Raw genomic sequence first — 21,223 nt, forward strand, 5'->3', positions numbered from 1 at the left:
GAGTGATATTGCGGTTTTAGAAGCAATCCGCGAATTGCCCCTACCCATTTAATCAGAAAACTGTAAACTTGTGTTAAGTACAGTTCTACTTCTAAATTTATGATGTCTCGCCGCAATTTTTTTAGCACTTTATTGGCAATTTGTCTAGTTTTTCTAAGTTTCAATTTTGCCACACCTGCATTTGCCCTCGGTGGCAAGCTTCCGGCGCTGAATGAAGCCGCACCTGATTTTAGTTTGCCAACAAACAGCGGCGACGGACAAGTGTCCCTGTCCGATTATCGCGGTAAGTGGCTGGTAGTCTATTTTTATCCGAAAGACTTTACATCGGGTTGTACGATCGAAGCACGTCGATTTCAGCAAGACTTGCCGAAATACTTGGCAAAGAATACTCAAATTATCGGTATTAGCGCTGATGATGTCAACTCTCACGCGGAATTTTGCGATTCAGAAGGTTTGAAATTTCCGCTGTTAGCTGATACCGACGGTAAAGTGAGTAAAGCTTACGGTTCTTGGATGAGTTTTATCTCGGCGCGGCACAGTTTCATTATTGACCCTGAAGGAATTTTGCGGGAAACTTTTGTGAAGATTAATCCGGCGATTCACTCAAAAGAAGTGTTGGCTCGTTTGGGGGAATTGCAGGCTAACGGGTAAGATGTGCGATCGCATAACCTCAATCAAATAGGTTTGTAGTGAGGACGGTCGTACTCACTACAAACGTTATCTGGGTTATTTTACGAAGATGCCTGGTAATACCCAATCCCCCTTTAATACCCTCTTTATTCTTTAGTTTCTAAGAGCTAGGACGAAAGTTTGTGTAGGAGCGGTTCCTAGCGCCGAGTTTTATCTAAAATCTTAAATCTCAGTGAGAATTAAACTTGCTATTGACTGCAACAGGCTCGGAAGAAGATTCAGGCTCTGATAGATTTCTCTTTCTGCTAGCCATGCGGCGTTCCGGGTCAATTCCCTCGAAGGTTGGCGGCAACCAAACTCGGACTACCAACAACACTCCCAAAACCAGCAAAAATGCGCCTGTTGATAATATTTGAACCCAGGGAGTTTCCAGCACTCCCCGCACTATCACTTCTCGCAAAACTGATACAATACAAACTTCCACAGCTACGCCGATCGAAACTCTTTGTTCTTGCAAGTAAATAATTAGCAACCGAAATAATTCCACTAAAACTAATAGAAATAAAATATCGGCAGTGACTTGCTGGAAATTCAAAGGAGGTAGCAGCGAGAAGAACATTTCTCGCAGTTCTAGCACCATGAAACAAAACAAACCAATACATAGGGAAATTACAATTAAGTCTTGGACTGTTTCCAGAGCGGTGACGATTAATTGCAGATTCAACCATTGAGCGGGGTTACTGGACGAGTTGTTTAAACGCTTTTCCATTGACAGCTCCTGCAACTTGTTTGACTTTCTTACAGCTTAATTGAACTTAGGTTAATCTTTGACAATTTACAGGTTTAATCTATTTATCAGTCTCATAAAATTTTGATCGGTTGACAATTTCACACACACTTTTATTTGCCTCCTAGGTGGCTTGACATTTAGTGAGAGTTTATGCTAGCGGAAGCCTGCAATAAGTAGCTTTGATATCTAAAAAATAGAAGTCTGAATGCTGAAATGCTGCAACTGCTATAAAATAGGAAAATTGTAAAGAATTATTTACCACAGCTTGATAAACTCAAGCTAGTGACTCTCGGCTTTAATCATACAAAAGCCGGAAAGTTAGCCCAAAAACCAAAAGTAATCCAGAGAGGATTGAACACAATGGCATTTGAACTCGCACCATTACCCTTCGCCGCTGACGCCCTAGAACCAGCTCATATGTCGGCCAACACGTTTTCGTTCCACCACGACAAGCACCACGCTGCTTACGTCACCAATCTGAATAAACTGATTGAAGGAACTGAAATGGCGAGCAAATCCCTTGAAGAAATTGTCAAGGAATCTGCTAAAGACCCATCCAAAGCAGGCATTTTTAACAATGCAGGTCAAGTTTGGAACCACAATTTTTTCTGGAATTCCCTCAAACCGGGCGGCGGCGGCACTCCGACAGGAGCTTTAGCTGACAAAATTAACGCCGACTTCGGCAGCTTCGACAAATTTAAAGAAGAATTCAAGACTGCTGCGACAACTCAGTTCGGTAGTGGCTGGGCTTGGCTGGTTGTGGACAACGGCACTTTGAAAGTCACCAAAACAGCTAACGCTGACACCCCGGTAGCACACGGCCAAACTCCGTTGCTGACTTTGGATGTGTGGGAACACGCTTATTATTTGGATTTCCAAAACCGCCGTCCCGACTACATTACTAATTTCTTGGATAATTTAGCTAACTGGGATTTCGCAGCAGCAAATTTGGCTGCGGCTTAGTAGCATCTGAGTTTGAGGACTTTAGTCCTCACTACAAACTTTATAGGTTTGTAGTGAGGACTAAAGTTGTGATGAATGAGAATTATTTAACAAAACTTGCTATTAGCAGACAAAAACAGCTTTCAACATTCCTTCGCCTCGGTCTGGTTGGAGTTCAAATCCTAGTTTTTTACAGAGGCTCTGCATCTTGTAGTTGCTATTGAGAATGTAGCCAACGATCGCCTCTAATTTCTCTTCTTGACCAATTTGCAGCATCCGCCTCAATAATTCTGTTCCCAAACCGCGCTGCTGATAGCTATCGCTAACGATCAGGGCAAATTCGGCTTGGTTTGTGCCGTGGAGTTTGCTCAGACGCGCTACTCCCAAAATCCGGTGTTCTGAGGTTTCCGGGTCTTGACCATCGGCTACTAAAACCATTTCCCGATCGTAGTCAATAAAACAAATCCGGGTCAAACGTTCGTGAGCGATGCGGTGCTTTAACTTTACCATGTGAGCGTAGCGCAAATACACGCTCTCTTCGGAAAGTTCTTGGTGGAACAGCACCATCAGCGGCTCATCTTCTGGGCGAATCGGACGGATCATGATGGGACGATCGCCCTCCGTTGACCATGTTTGAACGTATTGCGTAGGATAGGGGCGAATCGCGGGAGAAATTGAGTTTTCCGTTGTTTGGAGAAGAACGCGGGCATCAAGAGCGATCGCACCTTCAGGAGAAACCAGCAGCGGATTAATATCAATCTCGGCAATTTGAGGTTGCTCTACAATCAGTTGACTGAAACGAACTAATAACTGTTCGAGTTGTACCAGGTCAATTGCCGATCGACCGCGCACTCCTTGCAAAGCTTTATAGATGCGCGTTTGCTCCATCATCCGCCGCGCTAGGGTGGTATTTAAAGGCGGAAGTGCTAGCGATCGATCTTGAAAGACTTCCACTAATTGTCCGCCGGAACCAAACAGCATCACCGGCCCAAATTGTGGGTCGATACTGCTACCCAAAATTAGTTCATAGCCTTCCAAATGCACCATCGGCTGCACTGTCACGCCGAGAAACGCTGCCGGATCGATCGCCCGTACCCGCTGGGCGATCGCCTCAAAGGCACTAATTACAGCCTTAGCATCGCCTAAATTTAGTTTTACGCCCCCCACATCGGTTTTGTGAGTAATCGTCTCAGAATGGAGTTTTAGCACCACTGGATAACCGAGGCGATCGGCAATTTCCACAGCTTCGGCCGCACTCGCTGCAATTTCTGTCGCTACGGTGGGAATGCCGTAAGCTGCCAGCAACTGTTTTGATTCGTACTCTGTTAATAGAGTGCGATTGTTTTGGCGGGCTGCAGTCAAAATCTTCGCAGCAGTCGCACACCCGGAAGTCTCGATTTCGCAATCAGCGGGGAGAGAAGGCGTTTCGTAGATAGCGCGCAGGTTGTACGTGTACCGCCACATATAGTTGAATAACCTGACGGCGGTATCGGGATAGGGGAAAGTCGGAATATTTGCCTGATTGAGAATTTGCGTTCCCGCTGACACTTCCACACCGCCCATCCAGCTTGCTAATAAGGGCTTTCCGAGTTTGCTGTAAGACTTGAGTTTTTCTGCGGTTTGGGTGGGATTTGTCATCGCTTGTGGCGTCAGGATGACCAGCAATCCGTCACTATTGGGATCGGGAGCGACCACTTCTAGGGTTTTGGCGTAACGATCGCTACTAGCATCGCCCAAAATATCGATCGGGTTGTGATGACTCCACTGAGGCGGCAAAAACTCATCAAGCTGCTGCACCGTCTCCGGTGCCAAATCTGCCAGGGCACCGCCGTCGCTAATTAAGGCATCAGTGGCGATCGCCCCCGGGCCTCCTGCATTGGTGACGATCGACAGGCGGTTGCCCTGCGGTCGCGGTTGCTTGGCCAGAATTTCTGCCATGTCGAACAAATCGGAAATCGTATGTACCCGCAACGCGCCACAGCGGCGGAAAGCAGCGTTAAGCACGTCATCGCTGCCGGTCAAAGCTCCCGTATGGGAAGCGGCGGCTTGGGCGGCGGCGGCGGTACGTCCTACCTTGAGAATGATGATCGGTTTGTCGATCGCCACTGGGCGGGCGGCGGACAGGAACGAACGAGCATCACCCATAGATTCCATGTACAAAACGATACTGTGAGTATGGGGATCGTCCCCGAAATACTCGATCAGATCGCCCCAACCGACATCGAGCATAGAGCCGATCGACACAAAGGCGCTAAAACCGACATTTTCCCCCAAACTCCAGTCGAGAATCGAAGTACAGAGGGCGCCGCTTTGACTGATGAAGGCGACATTACCCGGACGGGCGATCGTACTTGCAAAAGTAGCATTGAGCCCAAGCACAGGATTCATCACGCCGAGGCAATTTGGGCCGATAATCCGCATTCCGCCCAGACGCGCTTGGGCGATAACTTGCTGTTCTAAAGCCTCCCCAGCCGCACCAATCTCTTTAAAGCCAGCAGAAACAATAATTGCCCCTTTCACCCCAGCAGCGATACATTCGCGGATCACTTGCGGCACCCCAGCAGCAGGCGTAGCAATCACCGCCAGATCCACTACTTCCGGGACGCTAGCAATGTCAGGATAAGACTTGAGCCCCAAGACGCTGCGGCGCTGCGGATTCACTGGAAAAACTGTTCCGCCAAACGGATTCCGAATCAAGTTCCACAGGAGAGTACGTCCGACGCTTCCTTCTCTCTCTGTTGCGCCGATTACAGCCACGGACCGAGGCCGAAAAATCCGATCGAGCGGATGACGCTGTTCTTTCCAAATATCGTGAGCCGGATCGCTCGCAGTGCTTTGATTTCGTGCATTTATCTGCATAATACCCTACTTCTATTAATCAGCAATTAATATTGCTCTGCTTTCGATAACAATTACCGCATCCAATCCGAACTCTTTTTCTACTTTTTTTCTGCTTTTTCTTCATCTTCTTCGGGTGTTCGCGGTTTCGGAAAAAAAATCTCATTGCGCGTTTCCGACCCACCCGCCATTAAACAACATTTCGGTTGTCAAAGTGTTAGTTCGGGAACCCATTTGGTCAGAGCTTCCTCAACAATTCACGAGGATGTTCTGCCTACTATCTATCTTAATTCTTTCCAGGGAATTAGCAAGTCAATTTTTGTAACGAATAGCGAACCGGGTAGTTAAAATATTGAAATTAAATATATAGTAGATGTAGTGGTCGAAGAAGAAAAGATCGATCGCTAACAAAAGATTGAGGTGAAAGCAAGCTATGTTAGTACAATGGCACGGCTTTACTGAAGGCAACTGGACAAAGGAAGTCAACGTTAGAGACTTCATCCAAAAGAATTACACCCCCTACGAAGGGAATGCAGAATTTCTCACAGCACCAACAGAAAAAACCCAGCAGCTTTGGCACAAAGTCCTGGAACTAATGAAGCAAGAGCGCGAAAAAGGTGTATTGGATGTTGATACAAAAGTTCCCACATCCATTACGGCTCATGCAGCAGGATACATCGATCGCGACTTAGAACAAATAGTAGGTTTGCAAACAGATAAACCTTTGAAACGCGCGATTATGCCCTTGGGTGGAATTCGCGTGGTCAAGGCCGGTTTAGAAGCTTACGGCTATCAGCTCGATCGGCAAACTGAAGAAATATTTACGAAATATCGCAAAACTCATAACGATGGTGTATTCGATGTTTACACGCGCTCGATGCGTCTGGCGAGACGTTCTGGTATCATCACAGGTTTGCCAGATGCCTATGGACGCGGGCGGATCATCGGTGACTATCGCCGCGTTGCTTTGTACGGTGTCGATCGCCTAATTGATGATAAAAAAACACAGCAAGAATCACTCGAACTAGAGGCGATGGACGAGGGAACAATTCGTTTACGCGAAGAGTTATCTGAGCAAATTCGGGCATTGTTTGAGTTAAAAGAAATGGCTGCTAGCTACGGCTTTGATATTAGCCGTCCGGCGGCAAACGCAGGAGAAGCTGTCCAGTGGCTGTATTTTGGCTACTTGGGAGCAGTGAAAGAACAAAACGGGGCAGCGATGTCTCTCGGCCGCGTATCGACCTTCTTAGACATTTATTGCGAGCGCGATTTGCAAAGTGGCGCGAGTTCAGAACAAGAATTGCAAGAACTGATCGACCATTTTGTAATGAAACTCCGCATGGTGCGGTTTTTGCGAACTCCCGACTATAACGCTCTGTTTTCTGGCGATCCAACTTGGGTAACAGAGGCGATCGGCGGTACAAGCAATGACGGTAGAACATTGGTAACTCGTAACAGTTTCCGGTTCTTGCACACTCTCTCAAACCTCGGTACTGCACCAGAACCAAATCTCACCGTGTTGTGGTCGGAAAACTTGCCGGAAAACTTCAAACAATTCTGTGCGAAGGTATCCAGCGAGACGAGTTCGATTCAGTACGAAAACGACGACTTGATGCGTCCTCAATACGGCGATGATTACGCGATCGCCTGTTGTGTCTCCGCGATGCGAATTGGCAAGCAAATGCAGTTTTTCGGCGCGCGAGTTAACTTGGCTAAGACTTTGCTCTATGCGATTAACGGCGGTAAAGATGAGAAGTCCGGCGACCAAATCGCGCCGCAGTTCCCACCGATTACTACCGAATATCTCGATTATGACGAGGTAAGAGCGCGGTTCCAAGAAATGATGGCGTGGTTGGCAAAAACGTATATCAATACGCTGAATGTCATTCACTATATGCACGACAAATACTGCTACGAACGGCTGGAAATGGCATTGCACGATCGCGATGTTTACCGGACCATGGCCTGCGGGATTGCCGGATTGTCAGTGGTGGCGGACTCGCTATCGGCGATTAAACACGCGAAAGTTAAGGTGATTCGCAACGAGGAAGGTTTGGCCGTAGATTACTCGATCGAAGGAGAATATCCCAAATACGGCAATAATGACGATCGCGTAGACAGTCTAGCCATCGAACTCGTGCAAAGCTTCATGAACGAAATTCGCCAGCACAAAACCTACCGCGGCGCTGTAGCGACTCAATCGGTACTCACGATTACCTCTAACGTAGTGTACGGCAAAAAAACTGGTAGCACTCCCGACGGACGTAAAGCAGGCGAACCCTTTGCGCCCGGTGCTAATCCGATGCACGGCCGAGATTCCTGCGGGGCGATCGCATCCTTATCTTCTGTAGCGAAACTGCCTTACAGCGATTGTCAAGATGGCATATCGAATACTTTTTCGATTCTACCGCAGGCCTTGGGCAGAATGGAGAGCGATCGGACTAATAACCTAGTTAGTCTTATAGACGGTTACTTCCACGATGGCGGCCATCACATCAATGTTAACGCGCTCGATCGGCAAACATTACTAGATGCGATGGAACATCCAGAAAACTATCCCCAGCTAACAATTCGCGTCTCCGGTTATGCGGTTAATTTCATCAAACTTACCCGCGAACAACAATTAGATGTGATTAAACGGACTTTCCACGAACGTGTCTAAATCCCAGCAGAAAAAACTCGGCGGTTGAAACCGCTCAAGAGTCAAACTTTCATCCGAACAGAGGGGGACTGAAGAAGCTGTTAAACAAATAAGCTCCATCCCCCTAGCCTTAAGAAAGGGAGAACCGGGAACTCTCAAATTTCCCCTTCTTAAGGGGGATGCCAGGGGGAGCGAGCCGAGGCTCTAAAAGATAGATCTGAAAGCTTACTGGCTATTCTTAACACCGCCCTCCCGCTCATCCATACTCTCAAAATCCCAACCAACAAACAGCAAATTAAATGTCTGGAATTGGTCGCATTCATTCAATCGAAACCTTTGGCACCGTAGACGGCCCAGGAATCCGGTTTATCGTCTTCACCCAAGGCTGTCCGTTACGCTGTCTGTACTGTCACAATCCCGACTGTCGCAATTCCCACGATGGTAAAGAAGTAACCGTCGATTATTTAATCGATCAAATTACAAAATGTAAATCATACCTGCGGAAAGGAGGCGTTACCGTCAGCGGCGGCGAACCGTTGATGCAACCGGATTTTGTCAGAGAAATCTTTACCCGCTGTCATCAAATGGGCTTGCATACAGCCCTAGACACATCAGGGTTCTGTCTTTTAGAAGTTGCTAAACCGGTTCTGGAAATGACCGATCTGGTTTTATTGGACATCAAATCCTACATTCCCGAACTGTATTACAAAGTCACGAACGTTTCCATCGAGCCTACTTTAGCAATGGCCAAATATCTCAGCGAAATTCATAAGCCGACGTGGATTCGATTCGTTCTAGTTCCTCACCTCACCGATGACCTCGAAAACGTAGAAAAATTAGCCGAGTTTATTGCCAATCTGAACAATGTGGAAAAAGTCGAAGTATTACCCTTTTATAAAATGGGAGAATACAAATGGGAACAATTAAAACTGGATTACGAACTCAAAGATACACCTCCAGCTTCACCGGAGCTCGTGCAACAAACAGTTGATATTTTTCGCAGTCGCGGGGTAAATGCGATCGGAGCAAGCGGTATATAATTAATTAAAATACCTCGTGCAAAAATCACAAACAATATTGAAATTATCTGCGTCAATCTGCGTTAATCTGCGGTTAATCTGCGGTTCCCATACCCCTCACAAACTTAGGCAATAAATCTAGAAAAACACCCGAGGAGAAAAAACATGAAAGTTACCAATGTAGATGAATTAGAAGTGCTCATTCAAAAAGTGAAAGCAGCCCAAGCTGAATTTGCTACCTACACTCAAGAACAGGTCGATCGCATATTCAAGCAAGCAGCTTTAGCCGCTAATGCCGCCCGCATTCCCTTAGCCAAAGCAGCAGTCAAAGAATCGGGAATGGGAGTCATCGAAGATAAAGCAATCAAAAATCATTTTGCCTCGGAAATGATTTACAACAAATACAAAAACGACAAGACTTGCGGTATCATCGAGTCCGATCGACATTTTGGCTACGAACGCATTGCCGAACCCGTGGGACTGCTGGCGGGAATCGTTCCTGTAACTAACCCGACTTCCACCACCATCTTTAAGTCTTTAATCGTGCTCAAGACGAGAAATGGCATTATATTTTCGCCCCATCCCCGGGCAAAATCCTGCACGGCTGCGGCGGCAAAAATCATCCTCGATGCTGCTGTAGCAGCAGGAGCACCACCGGATATTATTGGGTGGATTGACGAGCCAACTGTGCCGCTTTCCCAAGCTTTGATGCAGCACCCCGATATCAAACTAATTTTGGCAACTGGCGGGCCGGGAATGGTAAAAGCTGCCTACTCTTCAGGACATCCCTCCCTCGGTGTCGGCGCGGGAAATACTCCCGCCATCATCGATGAAACCGCCCACATCCAAATGGCTGTCAGCTCAATTTTGCTGAGCAAAACTTTCGACAACGGCACGATTTGTGCTTCGGAACAATCCGTGGTTGTTGTGGATGCGGTGTACGATGCAGTGCAACTGGAATTTATCAAGCGCGGTGCTTATTTCCTCAATGCAGAAGAACGGGAAAAAGTGCGGCAGGTAATCTTAATTGATGGTCGATTGAATGCCGAAATTGTCGGACAATCGGTGCAAAAAGTGGCGGAGATTGCGGATTTTGTAGTGCCGTCAAACATCAGGGTTTTGATTGGAGAAGTGGATGCGATAGGTAAAGAAGAACCCTTTGCTTGTGAAAAACTTTCGCCGATTCTCGCCATGTACCGCGCCAAGGACTTTACTGAAGCAGTAGAAAAAGCCGAAGCGCTGATAATTTTTGGCGGGCACGGACATACTTCTGTACTCTACACCGCTCCGCACAATCAGAACCACATTCGTTATTTTGAAAGCAAACTAGAGACTTCGCGGGTGCTGATTAATACGCCTTCTTCTCAAGGTGCGATCGGCGATTTGTACAATTTCCGCCTCGATCCCTCTCTTACCCTCGGTTGCGGTAGCTGGGGCGATAATTCCATTTCTGTCAACGTGACACCCCATCATCTACTCAATATCAAAACCGTAGCAGAACGCCGCGAGAATATGCTGTGGTTCCGCATTCCTCCCAAGATTTATTTTAAGTCGGGTTGTCTTCCTGTAGCTTTGAGGGATCTTGCAGGTAAGAAACGTGCTTTGATCGTGACGGATAAACCTTTGTTTGAATTGGGATTGACGAAGGAAGTCACAGATAGTTTGGAAGAAATCGGCATCGATCACTACACATTTTACGATGTGGAACCGGATCCTTCGCTTGCTACTGTTCGCAAAGGTTTAGAAATCTGCAATAGTTTCCATCCAGATGCGATTATTGCTTTTGGTGGTGGCTCGCCGATGGATGCTGCTAAAGTAATGTGGCTGATGTACGAGCATCCAGAAATTGAGTTTGAAGGATTGGCGATGCGGTTTATGGATATCCGCAAGCGGGTATACGAACTGCCGCCTTTGGGCTCAAAGGCAATTATGGTGGCAATTCCAACTACTTCGGGAACGGGTTCGGAAGTCACGCCTTTTGCGGTTGTTACGGATGAAAGATCGGGGATTAAGTATCCGCTTGCAGATTATGCTCTGACTCCGAGTATGGCGATCGTCGATCCAGAACTTACACTGAATATGCCCCGGAAACTGACTGCTTACGGTGGCATTGATGCGCTAACCCACGCTTTAGAAGCTTATGTTTCTGTGTTGGCTTCTGAGTATACAAATGGTTTGGCTTTAGAAGCGATTCGTTTGCTGTTTAAATACCTGCCCAGCGCTTACAAAAATGGTGCTAACGATCCGAAAGCGCGGGAGAAAGTACATTATGCTGCTACGATGGCCGGGATGGCATTTGCTAACTCTTTTCTGGGGGTTTGTCACTCAATGGCTCACCAATTAGGTTCAACTTGCCACGTCCCTCACGGTTTAGCAAATGCGCTGATGATTTCCCACGTAATTCGCTACAATGCAACGGATGTTCCGTTCAAACAAGCGATTTTTTCTCAAAACAAGTATCCTAACAGCAAGTGGCGTTATGCTCGAATTGCGGACTATCTAAATTTGGGTGGCGATACAGAAGATGAAAAAGTTGAGAAGTTGATCGCAGCGGTGGAAGATCTGAAGCGTCAGGTAGATATTCCTAGCACGATTCAGGAGGCGATCGCCAGTCAGGGAATGAGTGATGATTTCTTTTTTGCTCGCGTTGAGGAAATGGCCGATCACGCTTTTGACGATCAGTGTACCGGAGCGAACCCCCGCTATCCGCTGATTGAAGATTTAAAGCAACTTCTGGTGCAAGCCTACTCTCACGGTGGCGACACTTCGGAGGTCGATCGAGTGTTAACTGTAGTTTAATCGGCGCGGTGCAAGAGATTTCTCCTCAAAAGCCTGTCAATGGGGGCAGGATGCCTAACCCCTACTCCCCACAAGACTTTCTGGAGAAGTCTAACGCCGGGCCCGGTGGTGAAAATAAACCCCGACGCGGATCAAAATACCAAGTAGGGGTTAAAAAAATCTGAAATTGTGTTATAATTTTAGAGGTAACTATTTTACGAATTTTGTAGTTTTAGTGGCTGTTCGCGCGATGACCTCTTCACCAACCATAGCACCCGTTCGATCGAGTCAAGTTACCCGCAAACCTTATCCCAACTATCGGGTAATAGTCCTCAACGACGATTTCAACACATTCCAGCACGTTGTGGAATGTTTGACCAAATACATTCCAGGGATGACGAGCGATCAAGCTTGGAAACTCGCCAACCAAATCCACCACGAAGGCCAGGCCACCGTCTGGGTTGGTCCGCAAGAGCAAGCAGAACTTTATCATATGCAATTGAGCCGTGCTGGACTGACAATGGCTCCGCTAGAGTCTACTTGAAAAGTGTCTAGAGGGCCGAAAGTTCGATCGATTTTCGGTAATTAATCTGAAATTGATAGGATGTCCGGCGAGGCAACGGAGATTGGGATTTAAGAGGCGATCGTAATTTTGCCAATCATCCCCGCTTCCGTATGTCCAGCTACCGTACAGCGCAGGTTGTAGGTTCCCGATTTCATCGGCACAAACACCCATTCTGCCATAGCGCCCGGTTTAAGTTCCAATTCGTGGATCGCTCCTTTAATTTCCACCTTACCCGCTTCAACTTTTTGAGTCCAACTCGCATCAGCAAAGTTTTTAGCAGTAAAATAATGTTTCTGCGAACTGGGATTTTTTAGCACTAATTTATAGCGCTTTCCCGACTCAAATTCTAGCAGATTGGGAAAGAATTTGAGTTCCCCAGCTTCGTTACCTAAACTAACAGTAATTTCGGTGACAGGTTGCCGAGACAAATCACCGGCAGCACTAGCAATTGCCGTCGGCATCAAGATTGTACTCAAACATAAAATTACTCCCAAAATCACCTTGAAAGTTTTTTGTAACCGCTGGCTGCGGTAGAATTTGCCTAATTGCAAACCGAGTAAATTGATCGTGGCTGGTCTGACTACTGTTAACTATTAACTGACTAATGACTACTGACTACTGACTAATGACTAATGACTAATGACTTAATTCGATCGCCAAACTTCATCCCAAGGCCCGCCTCCAACTTCCAAACCCGATAAAGAACTTTGAGCCTCTAAGATAATTCTCGAACGCTGCTTGCCATTTTTTTCCACATTTCCCCCCAACAACTCTCGCAGTTGCAAGCGCAATTCGCCGTGCGTCGTATCCCGGCAGCAAAAAGCCAGACCTTTTTCTGTAGGAGCTCGCAGATAAGTACCAGGACTGTTTGTAGTGGCAATTAACTCAACTTCAAACTGACTGTTTCTCGCCTGCATTTTCCAGCTTCCCCAAGGTTCAATAGTCCAACTAACTTGTGAATTCCAAGGCACAAATTCGTAAAATTTGCCTCGGTAATGCAGACAAATCATTGCTACAGATTCCATCCACCACAGCACGCCCCGCTTGCCGCCGCCAGCAGTTAAAGCTAAATCGCTTTCGCCTTGAAAACAATTGCAATTAACCCAAAACCACTTTTGCGGAAAAGCACCGCCCCAGTTTTTTTCGCTGTAAGCGGGAGCATCTTTAAATTCGTAGCGTTGGTCATTCCAATCGATCCAGCCCGTGGCTAAACCGTGAGCCATTAAAATTTGCCATCCCGGTTCAAATATGGGTAGAAAAGATACCATTCCCGCCGTGGATTTCTGGATTTCCTCAGAGTTGCCCCAGCCGTAAACAGGTTGAATTTCGTATTGCCAAAAACAGTGGCTGCCGCTTCCTGGATCGTGCAAATAACCTTGATTCAAAGTAGCAGTAGCTTGATAGCCTTCTTCGACGCGGCTGTCGAATACTTGCGGCTCTAAATATTGGGGTTTAATTTGTAAATCTGTTCTGCCCCAATGTCCGAAAGCCAAGCCTTCTCGGTGCGCCCAAAACTTATTTACATCGGGCAAGGTGCGGCACAAATAGCTATCTTTCGGGCCGAGAATTTGAGCTGCACCGCCACTGTAAGGTTGACCGCCTCTGGGGTCTTCGATGGAATACATGAATGCAAAGGATTGTCCGTGAATCGGTAATGTTATTCGGTAGTACCAGCCTTCAAAAAAGCGGCGGGAACTGCCGTCCCAGTGGTAGCCACTGTGGGGAGTTTCAATAGTTTTGAGTTTTGAGAGTGAATTTGACATAAAATTACCAATAGCATGACAGAGAATTCACGAATAACTGTTTCTTCCTTCTTCCTTCTTCCTTCTTCCTTCCTTTATGTCTTTAGCACTTTGGCGATCGCCCTTAGCTCGCGCGCTCCACCGCAACCGCAGTCTTGCTTTTGCCCGCTACTTGCAACTAGCAACTGTTCGGGCTACCGGGCGTCCGGCCAACCGCACTGTGGTGTTTCGAGGCTTTTTAGCAGATACTAATCAGTTAAAGTTTATTACAGATATTCGTAGCCAAAAGGCAGAGGAGATTAATCTCTATCCTTGGGGGGAAATTTGCTGGTATTTCCCCAAAACTCGCGAACAATTTCGGATTGCTGGAAAGCTAGTTTTGGTAGGGGCAGATTATCCAGAGGCCCAGTTGTGCTCATCGCGGTGCACAACTTGGCAGGAGCTTTCTGAGGCGGCTAGATCACAGTTTGCTTGGCCGCATCCGGGGGATGACAAAGCCGAGGCTAGTGCTTTTGATTCTGCTTCCCCAAATGCGATCGAGCCGCTGCCTAATTTTTGCTTGCTGTTGTTGGAACCGGAAACAGTGGATTTGTTGGAGTTGCGGGGGGAACCGCAAAACCGATCGCTTTATCGGCGCGACGGTGAGGGAAATTGGTCTGTGCGATCGGTTAATCCTTGAAGTCAGTTGAGTGTTAACTGTTGACTGTTGACTGTTGTCAGTAGGAAAGTTTTAATTTGAAAAATTCCCACGGAAAAACTCAACACTCAAAACTCTTTTTAGATGCCGCTGCCGTCGAAAAATTCTTGAATTGCTTTATCTTTTAACTTGCAGCTAGGGGTTGTAACTAGCTGTGTTTTTTCGGCTAAGGCTACATTGCTGGCTTGGTTTAAAGCTTCTGATACTGAGTGGAAATTGTGGGAATTAGGATCAGAAGTTAAGGAGACAGATGCTTGAGGAAGCAAACTTTTTACTTGCTGTTCGAGGGATTCGATACGATCGAGCAAAGAGCGAATTACCACAGCTTCCGAATCCGGCAAACTGCCGTGTTCTAGGGGATTGACGCGCACTCCGGATCTATAGACGATGCGGCCGGGAATCCCTACCACTGTACAGTCAGATGGTACATCCCGAAGCACGACGGAACCTGCGCCGATACGAACGTTGTTGCCAATTTGAAGATTGCCGAGTACCTTGGCGCCGGCACCGACAACTACGTTTTCCCCGACGGTAGGGTGACGCTTGCCGCTTTGTTTGCCTGTGCCGCCGAGGGTGACACCTTGGTAAATTAGGGCAAAATCGCCGATAATCGCTGTTTCGCCGATCACAACCCCCATACCGTGGTCGATGAATACGCTTTTGCCGATGGTTGCCCCTGGGTGGATTTCTATTCCGGTCAAAAAGCGAGCAATGTGGGAAATCAAGCGGGGGATGAAGGGAAGTCCCAACACATAAAGCCAGTGTGCGAGGCGGTGCAGCACTAGGGCCTGAAGACCGGGGTAGCAAAACAAAACTTCCAGCCAGTTGCGAGCGGCAGGGTCGCGATCGAAAATTATACTGAAGTCAGCTCTAAGAGTCTTTAGCACTTTCGGAGTTACCTATTTTGGTTAAACACGCCACTTTCGATTTTACATTTTACTGGATGGGGGAAGTGAGCGGTCGATCGGGAGATTGGGGGATATTACGGAGTGAAACCGTGGGAAAGTCCGAGATTGGGGGAGAATTTGATGATATTTTATTGTCTCCATCCAACAGCACCGCTGCGTTCTATTCCTGTGCTGAGATTGTATAGTTAGACTTGACTCCGGGTTCGAGAGTACCTACCCAAATCCTGTAAGAGCCTGCTTGCCAGTCTGAATCAAGTATGGCAGCATCTTTATTCTGACCTATATCGTCTCCGCAGCGCACCGCATTACCGGGGCCTTGTACGAGTAAGGTCGTGTCCTTGCCTCCGCTGTTGACTTGGAGTGTGAGTTTTGAAAAGTTTTCCTGTAAGACTATGATGTGGTCGGGAGTTGGGGTGGCAAAACCCAAACATTTGTTTTTGTGGCGATCGGCGTTGGCTATGGCAGATAGAGAGTACGATCCGCCTGTGGAACCTCTCAAAACTGCTGTTGGGGCTGCAAAACCTCGCGATAAAGTTAAAGTGCCGAAATTGGCTGTGTCTGCTAAAACTGGTAGGGCGACGATCGCGGCGATCGCAGCCAAGAGCACACCGTTTTTGAAATTGGTTCGCTGATTAAACAACATGGCAATACTCCTCGGTCACAACTTAAATTCACAACTCAGAATTTACCCATCGCAGCCCCTATCATCCTAACTCTGGAGGAAGAATAATTTTTTTAAAATTAGTTCAAAACTTCCTGGCTTCTCTTCCTTATGTCTATCAGGACAATCCCTGTACGATCGCGCTCGCTTGTGCCACTCGGATTTCTGCCACAGGCGATCGACTCATATCCGAAATTGTACGGTGTCAAGATGATAAATTTGATACTCCTAGCCTTGCTGTTGGCGATCGGTTCCCTATTGACACAGGCCTTGGTATTGTTACCTATCGGTCTATCCGGCTGGCTCCACCTCCCTAATTGGCTGAGCCTAGCCTTGATTTTGCTGGCTATTTCTTGGTGCTTGGGGGATTAGTCAGCAGTCATGAGTTATTAGTGATTAGTCAAAAGTTAATGATCAATTATTCCACTTCCCCCAAGAGTAAAGGCCCGATTGTCCCCGGTTTGATGATGTATACTTCACAATTGACAATCAGGAATCTAAAATCTAGGATTTGACATCTACCTATAGAATGATGCAACGACAAGTTTATTCAATCTCAGCATTTCACTCTTCTGACAAAACCCTGAGGGAAACTCCTAAGAAACAGGATCGTCCGATACACCGGGCGATCATGTTAATGCTGGTGGCAACAGGTTTGCTGGGCCTGCACGCTAGTCGGCTGGTGCAATTACAACTGATACAAGGAAAGCAAAACCGAGAACGAGCCGAAAATAATCGCGTTCGCCTAGTGCCAATGCCGGCGAATCGCGGACACATTATCGATCGCAAAGGCAAGTTGCTAGCTGCAAACAATTTAGCTCGATCGGTATATTTGTGGCCGAAAGAACAAACGCCCGAAGAGTGGAAAGCGACAGCAGAAAAGTTGAGTCCGCTGGTTAAAATCCCGGCAAAAGAAATTTTACAAAAAATAAAAGAGGTCGATCCTCTATCCTACAGACCGGTGCGGATCAAGCAAGCGATGCCGCCAGAGGTGTTTGTGCCACTAGCAGAACAGGTGGGACAAATCCGGGGAGTGGAAGTGCGGCCCGAAGCTAACCGCTATTATCCCGAAGGCAGTTTGGCGGCTCACGTTCTCGGATATATTGGCGAAGCTACCGCAGCAGATTTGGAAGCTCATCCTGAATATCCGATGGGGATGATTGTCGGTCAAATGGGCATAGAAGCGAGTTCTAACAAGAAGATTGCGGGAGTTTGGGGCGATCGGCTGATCGAGGTCAATGCCCAAAATCAAGAATTGCGGCTGATGGGAGAGACACCGCCCAAACCCGGTGAGGCGGTGCAGCTAACCATAGACTTGTCCATGCAAAAAGCAGCCGAAAAAGCCCTGGGGAACCGCCGGGGAGCAGTAGTGGCGCTGGATGTCAAAACCGGGGCGGTATTAGTTCTGGCCAGCCACCCGACTTTTGACCCTAATCTGTTTACGCGAAAAATCACTAAGGATGAGTGGCAAACTCTTCAAGACCAGGAAAATCCATTTTTGAATCGGGCCATGCAAGGCTATCCCCCCGGCAGCACGTTTAAAATTGTGACTTCCGTCGCGGGCTTGGAGTCGGGCAAATTTTCGCCGGACTCAATTCTCGGTACTTCGTCTTACATTACTGTGGGGGGAATTGATTTTAACGAACACAGCGGCGGTTACGGCGATATAGGCTTTCGAGAGGCTTTGGCTTTCAGCAGCAATACGTTTTTTTATCAAGTGGGGATGAGTACGGGGCCGGAGCAAATTTCTAAGTGGGGACACCGCTTGGGAATTGGCAAGGATACGGATTTGAATCTTTTGGGGCTAGGCGGCGGCGATCACGGTCAAATCCCGACGCCGGAGGAGAAGGAGAAAATTTATAAAGAACCTTGGTATGCGGGTGATACGGTAACGATGTCGATCGGTCAGGGGTTGGTCTTGGTGACTCCTTTGGAGGCGGCGGTGATGGTGAGTTCGATCGCTAATGGGGGCTATCGGGTGAAGCCTCATCTTTTGACTTCTATGACCGGCACACCGGAGACTCAACGGGTAAAGATTGGGATGAAACCTTCGACAATTCAGGTGATTAAGGAAGGACTGATCGCCGTGGTTGCCGAGGGTACGGGACAGGGGATGAATGACGGTACGATTCCGATGACGGCGGGCAAAACTGGGACTTCGGAGGTCATCGGACACAACGATCACTCTTTGTATGTGGGGTTCGGGCCTGCTGACAAGCCGGAAATTGCGATCGCCGTGGTTGTGGAAAATGGCGGTTTTGGTTCTGTTGCCGCGGCCCCGGTCGCCAAAGAGGTGTTTCAAGCTTATTTTGGGCAACCGAAAAAGGGGAAGGAGTCAGTAGTTATTAGTCCTTAGTTATTGGGAATTGGGAATTGGGAATTGGGCATTGGGAATTGGGAATTGGGAATTGGGAATTGGGCATTGGCCATAGTTTCCTTCTTCCTTCTTCCTTCTTCCTTCTTCCTTCTTCCTTCTTCCTTCTTCCTTCTTCCTTCTTCCTTCTTCCTTCTGACTAATTGAGCCGCATAAATATAGTAGCTTTGCGAATGCCTGTGATCTCTCCCGTACTGGTGACGGTGAGCGATCGCAAGTGGTCGAACAATGGTCTTGCCGAAAGTTCAATTAACCTCAACAGCGGGATTTGTTTTTCCCAAATTGACCTGCTGGAGGGCCAGTCTAAATAAAAATAGCCGTCGTTAGATGGCGGTAGCGGTTCAATGCTGGTTTGAAAATCTTGATTGGCAACTAAAGAGCCTGTTTCTGCTGCTTCTAGTGCTGCGTCCATTGCTTCTACTGAAGTGGTGAAAATTTCGTATTTGCCGACGGTGGCTCGAACTCCTTTTGCCTCGGTTTCGATCGCACTTTTTCTCTTATTTTGTCTCCCATAATTTGGGTTCGTTGTCAACTGCGTCCAAGCGGTAATTTTCTGGTTTCTGAGAGTGAAGCTGCCGATGCTGTATTCTTTGCTGCGGGCAATTTCATCGAGTTTGTCGATCGCCTTTTGGGAATCAGCAGAGTTTTCGGCGACAAAAATCCAGTCAGCACTATTTGACAAATTCGGAAGCACTGCTAAAGCATATTCTCCTTGTACCCAGTCAAATATATCCTGCTGCAGGTTGACGCCCCAAACTTGCTGAATATCTGCGAGAGTTCGATCGACTAATTTTGAGACTTCTGCATTAGTGGACACCGCCGATGACAAATCCGCCCAAAAATTCCTTAAATCGGTGCTGGCGACCGCGAAAGGACTCGCTGAGGGAATGTACTGCAAGGCTTGCACAGGTTCCGAGAGTATGGGAGAAGCTGTGTTTTCTCGCGATGTCACTAAAGCAGTTTGAGCCACCAATCCTCGTCGGTTGACTCCGACAGCAACTGCGAGAGAATTAAGAGAAACGTGGGGATTTTGCTCGGTTGCTGATTGCGGGAGATTGACAAATGCTAAAGCGATTCTGCCTTGAGTTAGTTGCTGCAAAGCTTTTTGATATTCCGGGGTATTGTTGAGATTTAGATTGTCTGCTTCAACGTTATTAATTGCATCTCGAATCACCGTCGGACTGTTGGCAAATAAAACAAAACTGGGGTTATTTCCCGAATTTGAACTGCCGCCGATTGCCGCTGTGGCGAAACTACGCGGCAAAGTTGACTTCGGCAGGGAAAAGGAGTTGAAAGGCGAAGTTGCAGCGGATTTTTTGTTAGCTGTAAGTGATTTTTGGTAATTTAGTTGGACGCCTTTATAGAGTTCCGACTGCACTGTTTTCTCAGTTCGAGATTGTTTTCGCCAGTAGGAGTCGAGAAATTGTTGGCTGCGATCGACATTTTGGGAGGAAACTGCCAGCAAAAACCCGGTTTCTTTGCCGTTGCTGCTGTCGCCATCCAAATCGGGCGTTGTGACGGCGAGGGTAATTTCGTCACCTATCCAAGGTTGGATATCTCGACTGTAATCCAAGCCTGTATTGGCGAGGAAACTTTTTTTGATTTGCTCAAATTCTGCGTGCGATCGACTTCTTTCTTCGGGAGTGGCAAAAACTTGTCGCAATGCTTCGAGGCGATCGGGATTTACCAGCATTGAAGCTAACAAAGGTGCTTGTTTCGAGACAAACACAGCCGCAGCCGGGGTAGTTGTCGGCCCGCCGTTGAGTAAATTGAGGGGAGTTTGAGTTGTCAGCCAGTAAAAACCACCGGCACTCAAGCCTAAGAGTGCCAAGACGCCAGCAATGAGGAAAGAAAAGAACGATCGCAGCTTCATACCACAAGGACTAATGACCACAGTCTATTATTAACTAGAGTAGCGCATGACCGTAGCTGTCGGCAGATACTTTTTGTGCGGTTCGCAAAAAAAAGGATAAACTAAAATATTATCAAGCTCTAAAACCAAGTAAAATGCTAACAATATCAACGCCCCCCGAACAGCGAGTTTTACTCCCCAATATCAGTTGGCAGTTATATGAAAGCCTGCTAGGGGAACTGGGCAACAAACGTTCCACCAGAATTGCTTATCATCAAGGTCAATTAGAAATTATGGTGCCACTACCGGAACATGAAAATCGCAACAGGCTGATCGATCGCTTAATTGTAACTCTCATAGAAGAACTCAATCTGGAGTACAACCCCTTTGGATCGATGACTATTAAAAAACGCAAAAAAGCAGCGGGGAAAGAACCAGATTCATGCTATTATATCCAGAATGAAGCACTGGTTAGAGGGAGAACCGAATTAGACTTTGCTCAAGATCCGCCGCCCGATTTAGCACTAGAAATTGATATTACCAGCAGTTCCTTAAATCAATTCGATTTATATGCCGATTTAGGCGTACCAGAAATTTGGCGGTACGACGGACGAAGCATCAAGTTTTATCAATTGCAAAATGGCGAATATGCCGAATGCAATTTTTCCCGGGCTTTCCCGATGCTACCGACTGTAAAAGTTGACGAATTTATCGATCGCACTCAAACTACAGGCGCAACCGCAGCAGTGCGAGAATTCCGGGAATGGGTAAAAAATCAGTAATTGT

The 21,223-nt window shown here is 47.3% G+C and carries 17 protein-coding genes; 10 read left to right on the forward strand and 7 right to left on the reverse strand.

The features are described 5' to 3' along the window. Nucleotides 1–99: 99 nt before the first annotated feature. On the forward strand, nucleotides 100–651 hold the full coding sequence (locus tag QUA04_RS07865) for a peroxiredoxin (protein ID WP_333255443.1): 552 nt from the start codon (nucleotides 100–102) through the stop codon (nucleotides 649–651). 208 nt (nucleotides 652–859) lie between these two features. On the opposite strand, the gene QUA04_RS07870 is transcribed toward QUA04_RS07865, so the two are convergent. Next, entirely contained in the window at nucleotides 860–1,399 is a 540-nt protein-coding gene (locus QUA04_RS07870) for a phosphate-starvation-inducible PsiE family protein (protein ID WP_333255445.1), read from the reverse strand. A gap of 381 nt (nucleotides 1,400–1,780) precedes the next feature. Between QUA04_RS07870 and QUA04_RS07875 the strand changes: the two genes are divergently transcribed. Next, nucleotides 1,781–2,383: a superoxide dismutase gene (locus QUA04_RS07875; protein WP_333063623.1), complete on the forward strand. Its 603-nt coding sequence runs from the start codon at nucleotides 1,781–1,783 to the stop codon at nucleotides 2,381–2,383. Between the two features lie 102 nt (nucleotides 2,384–2,485). On the opposite strand, the gene QUA04_RS07880 is transcribed toward QUA04_RS07875, so the two are convergent. Then, entirely contained in the window at nucleotides 2,486–5,221 is a 2,736-nt protein-coding gene (locus QUA04_RS07880) for a bifunctional acetate--CoA ligase family protein/GNAT family N-acetyltransferase (protein ID WP_333255447.1), read from the reverse strand. A 412-nt stretch (nucleotides 5,222–5,633) separates the two neighbouring features. Between QUA04_RS07880 and pflB the strand changes: the two genes are divergently transcribed. The 4 genes from pflB to clpS all read left to right on the forward strand — a co-directional run bounded on the left by pflB (nucleotide 5,634) and on the right by clpS (nucleotide 12,182). Then, nucleotides 5,634–7,862 (forward strand): formate C-acetyltransferase, encoded by a 2,229-nt coding sequence (gene pflB, locus QUA04_RS07885; RefSeq protein WP_333255449.1) that lies wholly within the window; start codon nucleotides 5,634–5,636, stop codon nucleotides 7,860–7,862. 278 nt (nucleotides 7,863–8,140) lie between these two features. Continuing rightward, a complete protein-coding gene (gene pflA / locus QUA04_RS07890; RefSeq protein ID WP_333255451.1) occupies nucleotides 8,141–8,881 on the forward strand; it encodes a pyruvate formate-lyase-activating protein in 741 nt (246 codons plus the stop codon). A 144-nt stretch (nucleotides 8,882–9,025) separates the two neighbouring features. Beyond that, nucleotides 9,026–11,659, forward strand: a complete 2,634-nt coding sequence (gene adhE, locus QUA04_RS07895; RefSeq protein ID WP_333255453.1) for a bifunctional acetaldehyde-CoA/alcohol dehydrogenase — start codon at nucleotides 9,026–9,028, stop codon at nucleotides 11,657–11,659. Between the two features lie 229 nt (nucleotides 11,660–11,888). After that, complete coding sequence (gene clpS, locus QUA04_RS07900; protein WP_006633998.1) at nucleotides 11,889–12,182, forward strand: ATP-dependent Clp protease adapter ClpS; 294 nt, start codon at nucleotides 11,889–11,891, stop codon at nucleotides 12,180–12,182. A gap of 89 nt (nucleotides 12,183–12,271) precedes the next feature. Here the strand turns inward: clpS and QUA04_RS07905 are convergent, their stop codons facing one another. Then, complete coding sequence (locus tag QUA04_RS07905; protein WP_445242301.1) at nucleotides 12,272–12,754, reverse strand: plastocyanin/azurin family copper-binding protein; 483 nt, start codon at nucleotides 12,752–12,754, stop codon at nucleotides 12,272–12,274. Between the two features lie 93 nt (nucleotides 12,755–12,847). Next, entirely contained in the window at nucleotides 12,848–13,966 is a 1,119-nt protein-coding gene (locus QUA04_RS07910; protein WP_333255455.1) for a tocopherol cyclase family protein, read from the reverse strand. Between the two features lie 76 nt (nucleotides 13,967–14,042). On the opposite strand from QUA04_RS07910, the gene QUA04_RS07915 reads away from it, so the two are divergent. Then, nucleotides 14,043–14,624 carry an Npun_F5749 family FMN-dependent PPOX-type flavoprotein gene (locus QUA04_RS07915; protein WP_333255457.1) on the forward strand — a complete coding sequence of 194 codons (582 nt, stop codon included), beginning with the start codon at nucleotides 14,043–14,045 and terminating at the stop codon, nucleotides 14,622–14,624. Nucleotides 14,625–14,722: 98 nt separating this feature from the next. Here the strand turns inward: QUA04_RS07915 and cysE are convergent, their stop codons facing one another. After that, a complete protein-coding gene (gene cysE / locus QUA04_RS07920) occupies nucleotides 14,723–15,529 on the reverse strand; it encodes a serine O-acetyltransferase (protein ID WP_333255459.1) in 807 nt (268 codons plus the stop codon). 181 nt (nucleotides 15,530–15,710) lie between these two features. Beyond that, on the reverse strand, nucleotides 15,711–16,193 hold the full coding sequence (locus tag QUA04_RS07925; protein ID WP_333255461.1) for a hypothetical protein: 483 nt from the start codon (nucleotides 16,191–16,193) through the stop codon (nucleotides 15,711–15,713). A gap of 129 nt (nucleotides 16,194–16,322) precedes the next feature. Between QUA04_RS07925 and QUA04_RS07930 the strand changes: the two genes are divergently transcribed. Both QUA04_RS07930 and mrdA read left to right on the forward strand, forming a co-directional pair. Further along, nucleotides 16,323–16,583 carry a hypothetical protein gene (locus QUA04_RS07930; RefSeq protein ID WP_333181111.1) on the forward strand — a complete coding sequence of 87 codons (261 nt, stop codon included), beginning with the start codon at nucleotides 16,323–16,325 and terminating at the stop codon, nucleotides 16,581–16,583. 157 nt (nucleotides 16,584–16,740) lie between these two features. Beyond that, the gene (gene mrdA, locus QUA04_RS07935; RefSeq protein WP_333255463.1) at nucleotides 16,741–18,567 is read left to right on the forward strand and encodes a penicillin-binding protein 2; all 1,827 of its coding nucleotides are present in this window, start codon (nucleotides 16,741–16,743) and stop codon (nucleotides 18,565–18,567) included. 157 nt (nucleotides 18,568–18,724) lie between these two features. Here the strand turns inward: mrdA and QUA04_RS07940 are convergent, their stop codons facing one another. After that, nucleotides 18,725–20,479, reverse strand: coding sequence for a DUF3352 domain-containing protein (locus QUA04_RS07940; RefSeq protein ID WP_333255465.1), 1,755 nt, complete (start codon nucleotides 20,477–20,479; stop codon nucleotides 18,725–18,727). A gap of 113 nt (nucleotides 20,480–20,592) precedes the next feature. On the opposite strand from QUA04_RS07940, the gene QUA04_RS07945 reads away from it, so the two are divergent. Further along, complete coding sequence (locus QUA04_RS07945; RefSeq protein ID WP_333255467.1) at nucleotides 20,593–21,219, forward strand: Uma2 family endonuclease; 627 nt, start codon at nucleotides 20,593–20,595, stop codon at nucleotides 21,217–21,219. Nucleotides 21,220–21,223 lie beyond the last annotated feature (4 nt).

Origin of the sequence: Microcoleus sp. S13_C5 (assembly GCF_036700845.1) — a bacterium.
Classification (GTDB): domain Bacteria; phylum Cyanobacteriota; class Cyanobacteriia; order Cyanobacteriales; family Microcoleaceae; genus Microcoleus.

Coding starts and splice junctions, on each gene's coding strand:
- QUA04_RS07865 (WP_333255443.1), top strand. CDS start 100: ATGATGTCTCGCCGCAATTTTTTTAGCACTTTATTGGCAATTTGTCTA.
- QUA04_RS07870 (WP_333255445.1), bottom strand. CDS start 1,399: ATGGAAAAGCGTTTAAACAACTCGTCCAGTAACCCCGCTCAATGGTTG.
- QUA04_RS07875 (WP_333063623.1), top strand. CDS start 1,781: ATGGCATTTGAACTCGCACCATTACCCTTCGCCGCTGACGCCCTAGAA.
- QUA04_RS07880 (WP_333255447.1), bottom strand. CDS start 5,221: ATGCAGATAAATGCACGAAATCAAAGCACTGCGAGCGATCCGGCTCAC.
- pflB (WP_333255449.1), top strand. CDS start 5,634: ATGTTAGTACAATGGCACGGCTTTACTGAAGGCAACTGGACAAAGGAA.
- pflA (WP_333255451.1), top strand. CDS start 8,141: ATGTCTGGAATTGGTCGCATTCATTCAATCGAAACCTTTGGCACCGTA.
- adhE (WP_333255453.1), top strand. CDS start 9,026: ATGAAAGTTACCAATGTAGATGAATTAGAAGTGCTCATTCAAAAAGTG.
- clpS (WP_006633998.1), top strand. CDS start 11,889: ATGACCTCTTCACCAACCATAGCACCCGTTCGATCGAGTCAAGTTACC.
- QUA04_RS07910 (WP_333255455.1), bottom strand. CDS start 13,966: ATGTCAAATTCACTCTCAAAACTCAAAACTATTGAAACTCCCCACAGT.
- QUA04_RS07915 (WP_333255457.1), top strand. CDS start 14,043: ATGTCTTTAGCACTTTGGCGATCGCCCTTAGCTCGCGCGCTCCACCGC.
- QUA04_RS07925 (WP_333255461.1), bottom strand. CDS start 16,193: ATGTTGTTTAATCAGCGAACCAATTTCAAAAACGGTGTGCTCTTGGCT.
- QUA04_RS07930 (WP_333181111.1), top strand. CDS start 16,323: ATGTCTATCAGGACAATCCCTGTACGATCGCGCTCGCTTGTGCCACTC.
- mrdA (WP_333255463.1), top strand. CDS start 16,741: ATGATGCAACGACAAGTTTATTCAATCTCAGCATTTCACTCTTCTGAC.
- QUA04_RS07945 (WP_333255467.1), top strand. CDS start 20,593: ATGCTAACAATATCAACGCCCCCCGAACAGCGAGTTTTACTCCCCAAT.